The following is a 14,244-nucleotide window of genomic DNA, read 5'->3' as shown; positions in this document are numbered from 1 at the left end:
AAGGAAGTAGAGTGAGAAAGTGAACTGGCGCGGCCACTTGGTGGGTCAGCCTTTCGAAATTTGCTTGATCACTATAATAAAAGGGGTGGGTTTTAAATCCATCACCGAAATGGAATGCTGATATTCCATTATTGGGGGCGTAATGAACTATCAGGACCTTTTTTACTTTATCAAAGTCGTAGAGAAAGGAAGTCTGGTTGCAGCATCCAAATCGCTTGATATTCCAACGTCCACATTGAGCCGTCGGCTGCAGGCTTTTGAGCAGGAGGTCGGCTACAAACTCATCCACAGGAGTGCCAAGAAATTCGGCCTGACCGAATCGGGGCAGCGGTTCTATATCTCCCTGTCGGCCATTGTCAACGAGTTGGAAGTCAAGGCGGAAAACGTCAACTCCGAGCTCTCTTCGCTTTCCGGGGATCTCAAGATCGCAGCGCCGGTGAGCTTCGGGCATCACTACGCCAAGGAGTGGGTTTTCGATTTTATGGAAGCCAATCCGGGTATTCGTGTGGAGATGTTTCTGTCCAACGAAAATGTGGATCTGGTAAAGAACAGCATCGATATTGCATTCAGAATGGGTGAAGTGACTCTGAATGACTGGGTATCGCGACCGCTGTTCGATAGCGGTATGGTGGTCTGCGCGAGCCCGGGGTACCTCAAGAAATATGGCCGTCCCTCAAGCCCCTCTGACTTGGACGGAATGCCGTTGATTGTCATGAAACGAATGGCTTTCTGGCGCTTTCATTCCCCCAGTGGTGATGATTTCACCTTTGCCCCCAAAGCGCATCTGAGAACCGACGAGATCATGTTCGCCAAGGAAGCGGTTAAAAAAGGGATCGGTGCTGCCTGTTTGCCACGTTATGTGGTCGCAAACGCGATTGCCCAAAATGAGGTTGAGGTGCTTTTGGATGATTGGACGATTGATGGAAAGACCGTTCAGATAATGTATCCCCACCGGGAAAACCTGCCCGTTAAAACCCGCGCTTTCGTCGATTTCGTTATTAACCGTGTACGAAATTCCTAGCGTGTAGGAGGGCGTTTCAGGACCTTATTGGGCCGGTAGCGCCTTGCCAGCTTTGGCGTTTCTGAATTCCCATGGATGGGAAATTCATATCTCGTTTTTGTCCCTTCTTTCACCTCCTGCCGTCGCTATACTCGAACCATCCTGACAGACCGCCAATGGGTGGTCTGCGATTCGGCGGGTTGAGTCCAACGGCACTCGGGTTTCAACCAACAGCAAACTGCAGATTACGGATGAAGCGGCCACTCACCGTTTTCATAGGCCCGTGATCCAGCTCACAGGTGAAGCATGAAAGAGTTCAAACATTTTATTAACGGTGAATACATGGGCTCGAACAGCGGCAAGCAGTTCGAGAACCGCTGTCCCGTGGATAACAGTCTGATCGGTATGGTGCATGAAGCCGGCCGGGAGGAGGTAGATGCCGCCGTGCAGGCTGCCCGCCAGGCGCTCAAAGGCCCCTGGGGCAAACTGACTCAGGCGCAGCGCACCGAGCTCCTTAACAAGGTGGCCGACCGGATCAACGAGCGCTTCGAGGAGTTTCTGGATGCCGAGTGCAAAGACACCGGTAAACCCCGCTCCATCGCCAGCCATATCGATATCCCCCGGGGCGCTGCCAACTTCAAGGCGTTTGCCGAGACCGTGGCCAACCACCCGACTGAAGGCTTCCGTATGGATACGCCGGATGGCAAGGGGGCTTTGAACGTCGGCCACCGCACGCCCAAAGGCGTCATCGCTGTTATCTCTCCCTGGAACCTGCCGTTGCTGCTGATGACCTGGAAAGTGGGTCCGGCACTGGCCTGCGGTAACACCGTGGTGGTTAAGCCCTCGGAAGAGACACCGGCGACCACCACGCTTCTGGGCGAAGTGATGAACGAATGCGGTGTACCGCCGGGTGTGTTCAACGTGGTTCACGGTCTGGGCCCGGACTCCGCCGGTGAATTCCTGACTGCGCATAAGGACGTGGATGCGATCACCTTCACCGGTGAAACCCGTACCGGCGAGATCATCATGAAGGCAGCGGCCGTGGGTCTGCGCAATATCTCCCTGGAGTGCGGTGGCAAGAACCCGGGCATCGTCTTTGCCGACTGCGATATCGAAAAGGCGGTCGAGGGCACCATGCGCTCGGCCTTTGTTAACTGCGGTCAGGTATGCCTGGGCACCGAGCGTGTCTACGTGGAGCGACCGATCTACGACAAGTTCCTGGCACGGATGAAAGAGGAAGTGGCCAAGCTCAAGCTGGGTCGCCCTGAGGACAAAGAGGCCAACTTCGGCCCGCTGGTCAGCCTCGAGCATCGTGCCAAGGTCAAGTACTACTACGACCTGGCCGTAGAAGAGGGTGCAACGGTTGAGATTGGGGGTGGTATTCCGGATATGGGCGCAGAGCTCAACGACGGTGCCTGGATCGAGCCGACAATCTGGACCGGCCTGTCCGATGACGCCCGCGTGATCCGTGAAGAGATTTTCGGACCCTGCTGCCATATCCGTCCGTTCGATACCGAAGAGGAAGTGATCGAGCTGGCCAACGATACCGAGTATGGCCTCGCGGCTGCCATCTGGACCGAGAACAGCGCCCGTGCCGTTCGTGTTGGTGAGCAGATCGAAGCGGGGCTGGTGTGGGTGAACTCCTGGTTCCTGCGTGATCTGCGAACTGCTTTCGGCGGAGCCAAATCCTCCGGTATCGGTCGTGAAGGGGGTGTTCACGGTCTCGAGTTCTACACGGAACTAAAGAATATCTGCATCAAGCTGTAAATCAGCCCGGCGGATGAGGTGAATGATGAGCGAGCAGAATAACAACAATCCTGAGCTCGGCCGGTTCGTTGATGTAAACGGCGTGCGGACCAATCTGCATGATCAGGGGCAGGGCGAACCGCTGATGCTGATCCACGGATCGGGTCCGGGCGTGACCGCCTGGGCTAACTGGCGTCTGGTGATGCCGGCTCTGGCTCAGCGGCGTCGGGTTATCGCGCCGGATATGCTGGGTTTCGGCTACACCGAGCGCCCGGCTGATAACCACTACAACCTGGAGCGCTGGCTGGACCATGCCATCGGTGTCCTCGATACATTGGATATCGAGCAGACCGATCTGGTGGGTAACTCCTATGGAGGGGCTATAGCGCTGGCTCTGGCAATCCGGTACCCGCATCGGATTCGCCGACTGGTGCTGATGGGCAGCGTCGGCGTGCCCTTCGAGCTGACGCCCGGCCTGGATGCGGCCTGGGGATATGAACCCTCACTGGGTGCCATGAAACAGCTGCTCGATATTTTCGCCTATGACCGTTCACTGGTCACCGACGAGCTGGCCCAGCTGCGTTACGAGGCCAGCATCCGGCCCGGATTTCATGAATCCTTTGCCGCCATGTTCCCCGCTCCCCGCCAACGCTGGATTGATGCGCTTGCTTCAAAAGAAGCCGATATCCGAGCGATTGAGCAGGAGGTGCTGGTGATTCATGGCCGGGAAGATGAAGTGATCCCGCTAGATACCAGCCTGACGCTGGCGCAGTGGATACCCAACGCTCAGCTGCACGTGTTCGGCCACTGCGGCCACTGGACACAGATTGAACACTCGGCCCGCTTTATTCGCCTGGTCGATGACTTCCTGGCGGAAGCCGACGCGGCCTGACACCCAATTATTAACCTGATAACGAAGAACAGCCTATGGATACCCAACAGATACAAGCCTGCGGCGATGAGCTTTACGAAGCGCTGACTGGCCGCAAAACCCTGAAACCGTTCACTGAGCGCTTCAGTGATATCACGATTGAAGATGCCTACCACATCTCCCTGCGGATGATTGAGCGCCGGGTGGAAGCCGGTGAAAAAATCATCGGCAAGAAGATTGGTGTGACCTCCAAGGCGGTGCAGAACATGCTGAACGTGCACCAGCCGGACTTTGGCTACCTGACCGACAAAATGGCTTACAGCCAGGGCCAGGAGATGCCGATCAGCGAACAGCTGATTCAGCCCAAGGCGGAGGGCGAGATCGCCTTCATCCTGAAGAAAGATCTCATGGGCCCAGGCATCACCAACGCGGATGTACTGGCTGCCACCGACTGTGTGTTGCCCTGCTTTGAGATTGTCGATTCCCGCATTGAGGATTGGAAGATCAAGATCCAGGACACCGTCGCGGACAACGCATCCTGTGGCCTGTTTGTGCTGGGTGACCGCGCCGTCAATCCGCGCAAGGTGGATCTGTCGACCTGCGGCATGGTGGTGGAGAAGAACGGTTCAATCATCTCTACCGGTGCCGGTGCGGCAGCGCTGGGTAGCCCGGTGAACTGTGTGACCTGGCTCGCCAACACCCTGGGACAGTTCGGCATACCGCTCAAAGCCGGTGAAGTGATTCTGTCCGGGTCACTGGTGCCGCTGGAACCGGTTCAGGCCGGTGATTTCATGAGCGTCAGCATCGGTGGCATCGGTGGTGCCTCCGTGCGCTTCGTCTGACTTTAAAGGCAGGAATCAATTATGAGCAAGAAACTGAAAGCCGCCATCATCGGCCCGGGCAACATCGGTACCGACCTGCTGATGAAGATGCAGCGCTCCGAGTGGATCGAGCCGGTCTGGATGGTCGGGATCGACCCCGAGTCCGAAGGCCTCAAACGGGCCGCCGAGATGGGCATCAAGACCACCGCCGAGGGCGTTGATGGGCTGGTGCCTCACGTGCTCGAAGACGATATCCGTGTCGCCTTCGATGCGACCTCCGCCTACGTCCATGCCGAGAACAGCCGCAAGCTCAACGAGCTGGGCGTGATCATGGTGGATCTGACGCCCGCCGCCATCGGCCCGTTCTGTGTGCCGCCGGTGAACCTGGCCGACCACGCCAAGAACCTGGAGATGAACGTCAATATGGTCACCTGCGGTGGCCAGGCGACCATCCCCATGGTGGCCGCGGTCTCCCGCGTGCAGCCGGTGGAATATGGCGAGATCATCGCCACGGTCTCCTCCCGCTCTGTCGGCCCCGGTACCCGTAAGAACATCGACGAGTTCACCCGCACCACCGCCGGTGCCGTGGAAAAGGTGGGTGGCGCCAAGAAAGGCAAGGCGATCATCATCATCAACCCGGCCGAGCCACCGTTGATCATGCGCGACACCATCCACTGCCTCACCGAGGACGAGCCGAATCAGGATGCGATCACCGAGTCGGTCCACCAGATGGTGAAAGAGGTGCAGAAATACGTACCGGGCTATCGGTTGGTCAACGGCCCCATCTTTGATGGCAACCGCGTCTCCTGCTTCATGGAGGTGGAAGGCCTGGGCGACTTCCTGCCCAAGTACGCCGGTAATCTGGACATCATGACCGCGGCCGGTCTGCGTACCGCCGAGATGTTCGCTGAAGAAGCGGCGAACGGTGTCATCAACCTGCCTGCACGTGGCTAATCGGGAGAGAAAATCATGAACCTGAACGGTAAAAAGGTCACGCTGCACGATATGAGCCTGCGTGACGGTATGCACGCCAAACGCCACCAGATCTCACTGGAACAGATGGTGGATATCGCCACCGGTCTGGATGAAGCGGGGATGCCGCTGATCGAAGTCACCCACGGTGACGGCCTGGGCGGCGCCTCGGTGAACTATGGCTTCCCGGCCCACACCGACGAGGAATATCTCAACGCGGTGATTCCGAAAATGAAAAACGCCAAGGTCTCTGCACTGCTGCTGCCGGGGATCGGCACCGTGGATCACCTGCAGATGGCCCGCGATTGCGGTGTGAACACCATCCGCGTGGCCACCCACTGCACCGAGGCGGATGTCTCCGAGCAGCATATCGGCATGGCCGCCAAGATGGAGATGGACACCGTGGGCTTTCTGATGATGGCTCACATGGTCAGCCCGGAGAAGATCCTGGAACAGGCCAAACTGATGGTGGAATACGGCGCCAACTGCGTTTACGCCACCGACTCCGCCGGTTACATGCTGCCGGATGATGTGACTGCCCGCATCGGCCTGCTGCGTTCAGAACTGCCGAGCAATGTGGAGATCGGTTTCCACGGCCACCACAACCTGGGGATGGGGATCGCCAACTCGCTGGCAGCAATTGAAGCTGGTGCAACCCGCATCGACGGCTCCGTCGCGGGCCTGGGCGCGGGTGCCGGTAACACGCCGCTGGAAGTGTTCTGTGCGGTACTGGACCGCATGGGTGTGGAGACCGGTATAGATCTCTACAAGATCATGGATGTGGCGGAAGACAAGGTATGCCCGATCATGGATCAGCCGATCCGGGTGGATCGTGATGCGCTGACGCTGGGCTACGCCGGGGTCTACTCCTCGTTCCTGCTGTTCGCCCAACGGGCCGAGAAGAAGTACGGCATCCAGGCCCGTGACATTCTGGTCGAGCTGGGTCGCCGCGGCACCGTGGGTGGACAGGAAGATATGATTGAAGACCTGGCATTGACCATGGCAAAAGAAAAGGAGCTGATCTGATGGCCGATGTTAACGGTAACAACCTGACCCAATCACAGATTGAAGAGCTGGCGATCCATCTGGAAAACGCCGAACTGGAAGCCTATGAAGTGACCAAGATCACTGACGACTTCCCGGATATGACCTACCGAGATGCGTTTGATATCCAGTGGGAGATCCGTCGCCGTAAAGAGGCCCGGGGCAACAAGGTTGTCGGCATGAAAATGGGTCTGACCTCCTGGGCCAAGATGGCACAAATGGGGGTTGAACAGCCCTGCTATGGTTTCCTGGCCGACTATTTTTGCTGCCCGGATGGCGGCGAGATCAAGCACGATGAACTGATCCACCCGAAGATCGAGGCGGAGCTGGCGTTTGTCACCAAGGAGGAGCTGAAAGGGCCGGGCTGTCATATCGGTGATGTGCTGCGTGCCACCGATTTCGTGATGCCGGCTGTTGAGGTCATCGACTCCCGCTACAAGGATTTCAAGTTCGACCTCAAGAGCGTCATCGCCGATAACTCCTCCTCCAGCCGTTTCGTCACCGGAGGTCGCATGGCCGATATCGCTGACCTGGATCTGAAGAATCTGGGTGTGGTGATGGAAGTAAACGGCGAAGTGGTTCAGACCGGCGCCGGTGCGGCAGTGCTGGGCCACCCGGCTGCCTCCGTGGCCATGCTGGTCAATATGCTGGGCGACCGTGGCGAATCCCTGCCGGCGGGCAGCTTCATCATGATCGGTGCGATCACCGCTGCGGTTCAGGTCAACAAGGGCGACAGCTTCACCGTTCGCTACCAGGACCTGGGCACCATCAGCGGCAAGTTTGTCTGAACACGGCCGGTATCGTTTTTCAGGAGTGAAACCATGCCAGTAGCACAACTGCATATCATGGAAGGCCGGTCAGACGAGATGAAAGAGCGTCTGATCGATGAAGTGAGCGAGGCGATAGCCCGTTCACTTGAAGCGCCCAAGGAGAGTGTGCGCGTCATCATTACTGAAATGCCCAAACAGCACTTCGGTATCGGGGGCCAGTCAGCGAAAAAGCTAGGTCGCTGACCGGTTTCCGGGTCCCTATAGTCAGTTGCAGTTTGGCCCGCTTTTGCGGGCCTTTTTTATCCAGGCTACCTTGCCGCTGGATTACATTTTTGAAAGGTTGCCAAATAAAACTAGAGCGGCACACGGCAAAACAGTAGATTATCTCCCACTGTTGATTAGAGATGATTTTTTGCCATGCGGCGTTCCCTTTTTTTATCGGTTTGGATGATGCTGATGACGGTTGCGGGCCTTTGGTCCGGCGCCGTCAGCGCGTCTTCGATCATGCAGGCCAGCTCTGCAGATGCCGATTGGGGAAGGTTTGAAGATGGAATAGCGCATCAACCTGCAGGCTTGTTGGTGACGCACAATCCGGCCGTCGACTGCGAGAGCCATTCGACGGCCCCGGGACTGGGCTCTAATGCGGACGAGCCCGGCTGTAAGACTCAGACCGATTGCGAGCTTGATCAATGCACCACGCCCCACGCGTTGGCGACGGCCTTCTACTCGGCACTGGACGATGCTGTCGGAGCGGCCTGGCCCCAACTCAGTCTGCGCCCCTTTATGATTCTACTCCCCCCGCCTGGGCAGCCGCCCAAGCACGTCTGACTCAGTCAGGCTTTTATTAAATCCCCGGGCCTTTGCGGCCCTCCGAATACACTTTTTCGTGATGCGCAACACGGTCGTTAATCGTGGCCGACCGCGTGACTACAGGATAGTTATGTCCATGAAACCGAAATTACCGAAACGCTCATCCCGAGCGACGGGCCGCCTGTTGCTGGCAGTGGGCAGCATGCTGCTGGCGCCCCTGGCTCTGGCAAACGAGCTGATGCTGGACGAGGCGGTCAACCGAGCCTTGGCCGCCGATGTCTGGATTGAAACCAGCCGACACAACGAAGCGGCCCAGCATGCACTGGGCGATGCGGCGGGGCGCCTGCCCGACCCAAAGTTCAACGTGGCGCTGGCGAATATGCCGACCAACACCTTCGACTTCGATCAGGAAGCGATGACTCAGCTGGTGATGGGCGTGTCCCAGATGATCCCGCGGGGCGATACGCTGGCGCTGAAAGAATCACGTTTTGACCAGCAGGCCGGGCTGCAGCCACTGATGCGAGCAGAACGCCGCGCCTGGGTACGGCTGCAGGTCAGTCAGCTCTGGCTCGATGCCTGGCAGGCGCAGCAGAGTCTGGCGCTGATCAACAACAATCGGACACTGTTCGAACAGCTGGTCGAGGTGTCCACCTCAAGCTACGTTTCGGCCATGGGCCGCACCCGGCAGCAGGACCTGGTGCGGGCGCAGTTGGAGTTGGCTCAATTGGATGACCGCGTGACCCGGCTCGAACTGCAGCACGACATAAACCTGGCGCGGCTGTCTGAATGGCTGATGGCCGGCGACAGCACTCAGCAACGACTGGTTCAGGTTGACTCTTTGCAGCTGTCTGCCGACCTCCCTGCGCAGACTTTGCCGCAAGGCCCTGGTGCCGGGGATGATGATCGCGCCCGTGCCTTTATCGACCACCCCTCTATTCAATTAATCGACCGCCAGATCGATCTGGCCCGAACCGACGTCGAGCTGGCCGAACAGAAGTACAAGCCGGAATGGGGACTCAATGCCAGCTATGGCTATCGCGGCGAGGATCCAATGGGCCGCGACCGGGCGGACCTAGTCACGGTGGGTGTCAGTATCGATATGCCGCTGTTCTCGACCCGGCGTCAGGACAGCGAAGTTGCGGCAGCAGGCTCCCGTGTGGAAGCGGTGAAAACCGAACGGCTACTGCAGCTACGCCAGATGCTGGCCGGTTATGACACGGCGCGTGCTTCCTATGACCGGATCAGCGAGCGGTTAGCGCTGTATCAAACCCAGCTGTTGCCGCAGAGCCATGAAGCCGCCGAAGCGGCACTTAACGCCTATACCAGTGACGATGGCGACTTTGCCGAGGTGGTGCGGGCCCGCATCGCCGAACTCAACGCCCAGCTGGCGACCATCGAACTTAAGGCTGAACAGCTGAAGCAGGTGGAGCAGATCAACTACCTGCTCACCCGCACGGAATCTGGAGAGAAGTAAGCATGAATGGAGTTATCAAGCAGACAGCGGTGCTGCTGGTCGGTATCGCGATTGGGGGCGGCGCCATCTACCTGACCCAGAGTGGCCAAGTACCCGGCCCCGAGACGACGGCCAGTGATGAACCCAAGCCCCTGTATTGGGTGGCACCGATGGATCCGAACTACCGGCGCGATCAGCCGGGCAAGTCGCCTATGGGGATGGATCTGATTCCGGTCTATGAAGAGGGTAGCAGCAGCGGTCCCGATGCCGGGCCCGGCACCATCAGTATTTCGCCGGAGGTGGTTAACAACCTGGGGGTGCGTACCGCGCAGGCTCAGCAGCAGGCGTTGAACTTTGCGGTCAGCACCGTCGGCTATGTGCAGTACAACCAGGATGAGGTTGTGCATATTCATCCCCGTGTTGAGGGCTGGGTTGAACGGCTGCATGTTCAGGCGGCCGGTGAAAAAGTAACCCGCGGCCAGCCGCTCTACGAGCTCTACTCGCCGGCTCTGGTCAACGCTCAGGAGGAGCTGTTGTTCGGTCTCAATCGGGGTGATGCCCGGCTGACCGCGGCGGCGGAGGCACGGCTGCGCTCTCTGAATGTGTCCACCGGCACCATCGAGCGGCTCAAGCGCGAGCGCAAGCCGATGCAGACGGTCACTTTCTACGCGCCGGTTAACGGGGTGGTGGATGACTTCGCGGTACGCGAGGGCTTTTTCATCAAACCGGGCATGACGCTGATGTCGATTGGGGCGCTCGATGAGGTGTGGGTCGAGGCCGAGGTATTTGAACGTCAGGCCAGCCTGGTCGAGGAGGGTTTGCCGGTGACCATGCGACTGGATTACCTGCCTGGACGGGAATGGAGTGGCCGGGTCGATTATGTCTACCCCACGCTGGATGAGAAGACGCGGACGCTGAGAGTCCGGATGCGATTTGCCAACCTGGATCACGCTCTGAAGCCCAACATGTTCGCTGAAGTGAGCATTCACAATGAAAGCGATGAGGCTGTGCTGGCGATTCCCCGCGAGGCGGTGATTCGAGGGGGGCAGAGTGACCGCGTAGTACTGGCGCTGGGTGAGGGGCGGTTTAAGTCGGTGGCGGTGACCACTGGCAGAGCTGACAGCGCCCATATGGAAATACTCGAGGGGCTCAAGGCGGGTGACGCGGTTGTCACCTCGGCCCAGTTCCTGCTCGACTCCGAATCCAGCAAGACCTCCGATTTCAAGCGGATGCATATGGACGACGCGCCCAGTGAGACGGTGCAGAGCACCGAGACTGCGCAACCGGCGGAGAAGCCGGCCAGCGTCTGGGCCGAGGCCAGGATCAATTCAGTTATGGCCGATGAGCTGAAGATCAATGTTAACCATGCCGCAATCCCGGAGTGGGGCTGGCCACAGATGCAGATGGACTTCACCCTGTCGGAGTGGGTCGAGCTGGATGAGCTGGTGCCAGGCGCTCAGGTGCAGATCGAGATCGTGCGCCTCGACGACGGTGGCTATCGGATCAACGACGTCTATCTGACCGGTCAGCAGTAAGGAGGCGTCATGATTGAATCGATAATTCGCTGGTCGGTCAGCAACCGCTTCTTCGTGTTACTGGCAACCCTGTTACTGCTGGGCTGGGGTCTGTTTTCTCTGAAGAACACACCGGTTGATGCGATCCCGGATCTCTCCGATGTCCAGGTGATCATTAAGACCAGCTACCCGGGCCAGGCACCGCAGGTGGTGGAGGACCAGGTCACCTATCCCCTGACCACGGCGATGCTGTCGGTACCGGGGGCGGTGACCGTGCGTGGCTACTCCTTTTTCGGTGACTCCTATGTTTATGTGATCTTCGACGAGAGCACTGATATCTACTGGGCCCGCAGCCGGGTGCTGGAGTATCTGTCGCAGGTGGCGCCGTCGCTGCCGGAAAACGCACGTCCGCAGCTCGGGCCGGATGCCACCGGCGTGGGCTGGGTCTACCTCTACGCGCTGCAGGACAAAACCGGGCAGCACGACATCAGTGAACTGCGCTCGCTGCAGGACTGGTTCCTGAAATACGAGCTGCAGACCGTCCCGGGCGTATCCGAGGTTGCCGCCATTGGCGGCATGGTCAAGCAGTATCAGGTGCGGGTGAACCCGGACAAGCTGCGTGCGCTGGATATGCCGCTGTCCCACGTACAGAACGCAATCCGGCGCGGCAACCAGGAGGTCGGTGCCTCGGTGGTCGAGATGGCCGAAGCCGAGTACATGGTCCGTGCCACTGGTTATATCAAGGGCGTGGCGGATCTGGAAAACATCCCCCTGGGTGTGAACAAGAACGGCACACCGCTGCTGCTTAAGGATGTGGCCGAGATTGGTACCGGCCCGCAGATGCGACGCGGTATCGCCGAGCTCAACGGCGAGGGCGAAGTGGTCGGCGGTGTCGTGGTGATGCGGTTCGGTGAAAACGCCCAGAAGACCATCGACGGTGTCAAAGCCAAGTTGGAAACCCTCAAAGCGGGCCTACCTGAAGGCGTCGAGGTGGTCACTGTCTATGACCGCTCCGGCTTGATCGGCCGCGCGGTGGAGAACCTCTGGCATAAGCTGCTCGAAGAGTTCATCGTCGTGGCGCTGGTGTGCATGTTGTTCCTGTTCCATATCCGCTCGTCGCTGGTGGCGATCATCAGCCTGCCGGTGGGCATTCTGACCGCGTTCGGCATCATGCACCTGCAGGGCATCAACGCCAACATTATGTCGCTGGGCGGTATCGCCATCGCCATCGGGGCGATGATCGATGGTGCCATCGTCATGATCGAGAACATGCACAAGCATATGGAGCGCACGCCGCTGACACCGGAGAACCGCTGGAAAGTGGTGGCCGACTCCGCCAGCGAGGTCGGCCCGGCACTGTTCTTCAGTCTGCTGATCATCACCGTCAGCTTTGTGCCGGTGTTCACGCTGGAGTCCCAGGAGGGGCGGATGTTCGCGCCGCTGGCGTTCACCAAGACCTACGCCATGGCCGCTGCAGCCGCGTTGGCCATTACGCTGGTGCCGGTGCTGATGGGCTATTTCATCCGCGGCAAGGTGCTGCCGGAGCATAAGAACCCGATCAACCGGCTGCTGACAGCTGTCTATATGCCAACCCTGAAAGGGGTGCTGCGTTTCCCGAAGACAGTGTTGCTGGGCGCGCTGCTGGTGCTGGCCGCCGGTTTCTGGCCGCTGGACAAGATCGGCAGCGAATTTATCCCGACGCTGGATGAGGGTGATCTGATGTATATGCCGACCACCTATCCCGGCATTTCGGTGGGGCAGGCGCGGCAGGTGCTGCAGCAGACCGATAAGCTGATCAGTACCTTGCCGGAGGTGGAGTCAGTCTTTGGTAAGGTGGGTCGGGCGGACTCGGCCACCGATCCGGCGCCACTGACGATGATCGAAACGTTTATCCAGCTCAAGCCGCGTGACCAGTGGCGAGAGGGGATGACCACTGAAACGCTGAAGCAGGAGCTCGATGCCCTGGTGAAGTTGCCGGGTGTGACTAATGCCTGGGTGATGCCAATCAAGACCCGGATCGACATGCTGGCCACCGGTATCAAGACCCCGGTGGGGATCAAGATTGCAGGCCCTGAGCTGTCTGAAATTCAGAAAATCGGCCAGCAGCTTGAAACCATCCTCCAAGATGTCCCTGGCACAGCATCAGTCTACTCGGAACGGGTGGCCGGTGGGCGTTATATCAAGGTGGATATCAAGCGTGAAAGCGCTGCCCGTTACGGCCTTAATATCGCCGATATCCAGCAGATCGTCGCCAGCGCCATCGGCGGCATGAACGTGTCCCAGACCATCGAGGGGCTGGAGCGCTACCCGATCAACGTGCGCTACCCGCAGGAGTATCGTGATTCGCCGGAGCAACTGGCGCTGCTGCCGATCGTGACGCCAGCAGGTCAGCGTATCGCGCTGGGTGATGTGGCCCAGGTTTACGTCGAGGAGGGTCCGCCGGGGATCAAGAGCGAGAATGCGCGACTCAACGGCTGGACCTTTATCGACATAGATGGCGTCGACCTGGGATCCTATGTGGAAAATGCGCGGCAGATCGTGGCCGATCAGCTCGACTTGCCGGCCGGCTATTCCATCGCCTGGTCCGGCCAGTATGAGTATATGCAGCGGGCCAAGGAGAAACTGACTTACGTGATTCCGCTGACACTGGCGATCATTGTCGTGCTGCTGTACATCAACTTCCGTAACCTGACCGAAGTGGCGATCATCATGGGAACCCTGCCACTGGCGATGGTGGGCAGCGTCTGGCTGATGTACCTGCAGGGCTTCAACTTTTCCATTGCCGTTGGTGTTGGCTTCATTGCCCTGGCCGGTGTGGCAGTGGAGATCGGCGTCATTATGTTGGTCTATCTGAACCAGGCCTGGCGCGAGATGCTCGGGCGCTGCGCCGCGCACGAGGTGGTGCCGAGGGAGGAAACCCTGCGCCATGCCGTGCTGCACGGGGCAGGGCTGCGCGTGCGTCCGGTGATGATGACGGCAGCGGCCATCATTATCGGTCTGTTGCCTATCCTGTATGGTTCGGGCACAGGGTCCGAGGTGATGAGCCGTATCGCCGCGCCGATGGTCGGGGGAATGGTCAGCGCTGTGGTCCTGACGTTGCTGGTACTGCCGGCTGTCTATTTCCTGTGGCGGCGACAGTCGCTCAAGCACCTGACGCTGGACAGCCTGATCACCGATTATCCGGTTAATCAGCCCCAAGATACTGAACATTCAATACCTGAAAAGTGAAACTGAGGATACAAG

The 14,244-nt window shown here is 58.9% G+C and carries 11 protein-coding genes and 1 pseudogene; all 12 read left to right on the top strand.

Annotated elements, in window-relative coordinates; genetic code table 11:
* Positions 1-142 precede the first annotated feature (142 nt).
* The 12 genes and pseudogenes from G403_RS0106325 (at position 143) to G403_RS22405 (ending at position 14,229) form a co-directional block, all read left to right on the top strand.
* Positions 143-1,021, top strand: coding sequence for a LysR family transcriptional regulator (locus tag G403_RS0106325; protein WP_027853247.1), 879 nt, complete (start codon positions 143-145; stop codon positions 1,019-1,021).
* Between the two features lie 285 nt (positions 1,022-1,306).
* Positions 1,307-2,767: a 2-hydroxymuconic semialdehyde dehydrogenase gene (locus tag G403_RS0106320; protein WP_027853246.1), complete on the top strand. Its 1,461-nt coding sequence runs from the start codon at positions 1,307-1,309 to the stop codon at positions 2,765-2,767.
* A gap of 25 nt (positions 2,768-2,792) precedes the next feature.
* On the top strand, positions 2,793-3,638 hold the full coding sequence (locus tag G403_RS0106315) for an alpha/beta fold hydrolase (protein ID WP_425411694.1): 846 nt from the start codon (positions 2,793-2,795) through the stop codon (positions 3,636-3,638).
* Between the two features lie 35 nt (positions 3,639-3,673).
* Positions 3,674-4,459, top strand: coding sequence for a 2-oxopent-4-enoate hydratase (gene dmpE / locus G403_RS0106310; protein ID WP_027853244.1), 786 nt, complete (start codon positions 3,674-3,676; stop codon positions 4,457-4,459).
* 21 nt (positions 4,460-4,480) lie between these two features.
* Positions 4,481-5,392, top strand: coding sequence for an acetaldehyde dehydrogenase (acetylating) (locus G403_RS0106305; protein ID WP_027853243.1), 912 nt, complete (start codon positions 4,481-4,483; stop codon positions 5,390-5,392).
* A 15-nt stretch (positions 5,393-5,407) separates the two neighbouring features.
* Positions 5,408-6,436, top strand: a complete 1,029-nt coding sequence (gene dmpG / locus G403_RS0106300) for a 4-hydroxy-2-oxovalerate aldolase (RefSeq protein ID WP_027853242.1) — start codon at positions 5,408-5,410, stop codon at positions 6,434-6,436.
* The gene (gene dmpH / locus G403_RS0106295; RefSeq protein WP_027853241.1) at positions 6,436-7,242 is read left to right on the top strand and encodes a 2-oxo-3-hexenedioate decarboxylase; all 807 of its coding nucleotides are present in this window, start codon (positions 6,436-6,438) and stop codon (positions 7,240-7,242) included. The genes dmpG and dmpH overlap by 1 nt, the downstream gene beginning before the upstream one ends.
* Before the next feature lie 30 nt (positions 7,243-7,272).
* Positions 7,273-7,467: pseudogene (locus G403_RS0106290) on the top strand (2-hydroxymuconate tautomerase); the annotation flags it as partial.
* Positions 7,468-7,680: 213 nt separating this feature from the next.
* Positions 7,681-8,052 (top strand): hypothetical protein, encoded by a 372-nt coding sequence (locus tag G403_RS0106285; protein ID WP_027853239.1) that lies wholly within the window; start codon positions 7,681-7,683, stop codon positions 8,050-8,052.
* Between the two features lie 118 nt (positions 8,053-8,170).
* A complete protein-coding gene (locus tag G403_RS22415; protein WP_051298621.1) occupies positions 8,171-9,508 on the top strand; it encodes a TolC family protein in 1,338 nt (445 codons plus the stop codon).
* A gap of 2 nt (positions 9,509-9,510) precedes the next feature.
* A complete protein-coding gene (locus G403_RS22410; RefSeq protein ID WP_051298620.1) occupies positions 9,511-11,022 on the top strand; it encodes an efflux RND transporter periplasmic adaptor subunit in 1,512 nt (503 codons plus the stop codon).
* A 9-nt stretch (positions 11,023-11,031) separates the two neighbouring features.
* Positions 11,032-14,229, top strand: coding sequence for an efflux RND transporter permease subunit (locus tag G403_RS22405; RefSeq protein WP_051298618.1), 3,198 nt, complete (start codon positions 11,032-11,034; stop codon positions 14,227-14,229).
* Positions 14,230-14,244: the final 15 nt, after the last annotated feature.

Source organism: Marinobacterium litorale DSM 23545 (assembly GCF_000428985.1).
GTDB lineage: Bacteria > Pseudomonadota > Gammaproteobacteria > Pseudomonadales > Balneatricaceae > Marinobacterium_D > Marinobacterium_D litorale.
Note: the sequence above shows the minus strand (reverse complement) of the source record. Positions and strands in the feature narration are given on the sequence as shown.

What these genes read in the sequence shown, in the direction of transcription:
- G403_RS0106305 (WP_027853243.1), top strand. Translation starts at nt 4,481, where the DNA reads ATGAGCAAGAAACTGAAAGCCGCCATCATCGGCCCGGGCAACATCGGT.
- G403_RS22405 (WP_051298618.1), top strand. Translation starts at nt 11,032, where the DNA reads ATGATTGAATCGATAATTCGCTGGTCGGTCAGCAACCGCTTCTTCGTG.
- G403_RS0106285 (WP_027853239.1), top strand. Translation starts at nt 7,681, where the DNA reads ATGACGGTTGCGGGCCTTTGGTCCGGCGCCGTCAGCGCGTCTTCGATC.
- dmpH (WP_027853241.1), top strand. Translation starts at nt 6,436, where the DNA reads ATGGCCGATGTTAACGGTAACAACCTGACCCAATCACAGATTGAAGAG.
- G403_RS22415 (WP_051298621.1), top strand. Translation starts at nt 8,171, where the DNA reads ATGAAACCGAAATTACCGAAACGCTCATCCCGAGCGACGGGCCGCCTG.
- G403_RS22410 (WP_051298620.1), top strand. Translation starts at nt 9,511, where the DNA reads ATGAATGGAGTTATCAAGCAGACAGCGGTGCTGCTGGTCGGTATCGCG.
- dmpE (WP_027853244.1), top strand. Translation starts at nt 3,674, where the DNA reads ATGGATACCCAACAGATACAAGCCTGCGGCGATGAGCTTTACGAAGCG.
- G403_RS0106320 (WP_027853246.1), top strand. Translation starts at nt 1,307, where the DNA reads ATGAAAGAGTTCAAACATTTTATTAACGGTGAATACATGGGCTCGAAC.
- G403_RS0106325 (WP_027853247.1), top strand. Translation starts at nt 143, where the DNA reads ATGAACTATCAGGACCTTTTTTACTTTATCAAAGTCGTAGAGAAAGGA.
- G403_RS0106315 (WP_425411694.1), top strand. Translation starts at nt 2,793, where the DNA reads ATGAGCGAGCAGAATAACAACAATCCTGAGCTCGGCCGGTTCGTTGAT.
- dmpG (WP_027853242.1), top strand. Translation starts at nt 5,408, where the DNA reads ATGAACCTGAACGGTAAAAAGGTCACGCTGCACGATATGAGCCTGCGT.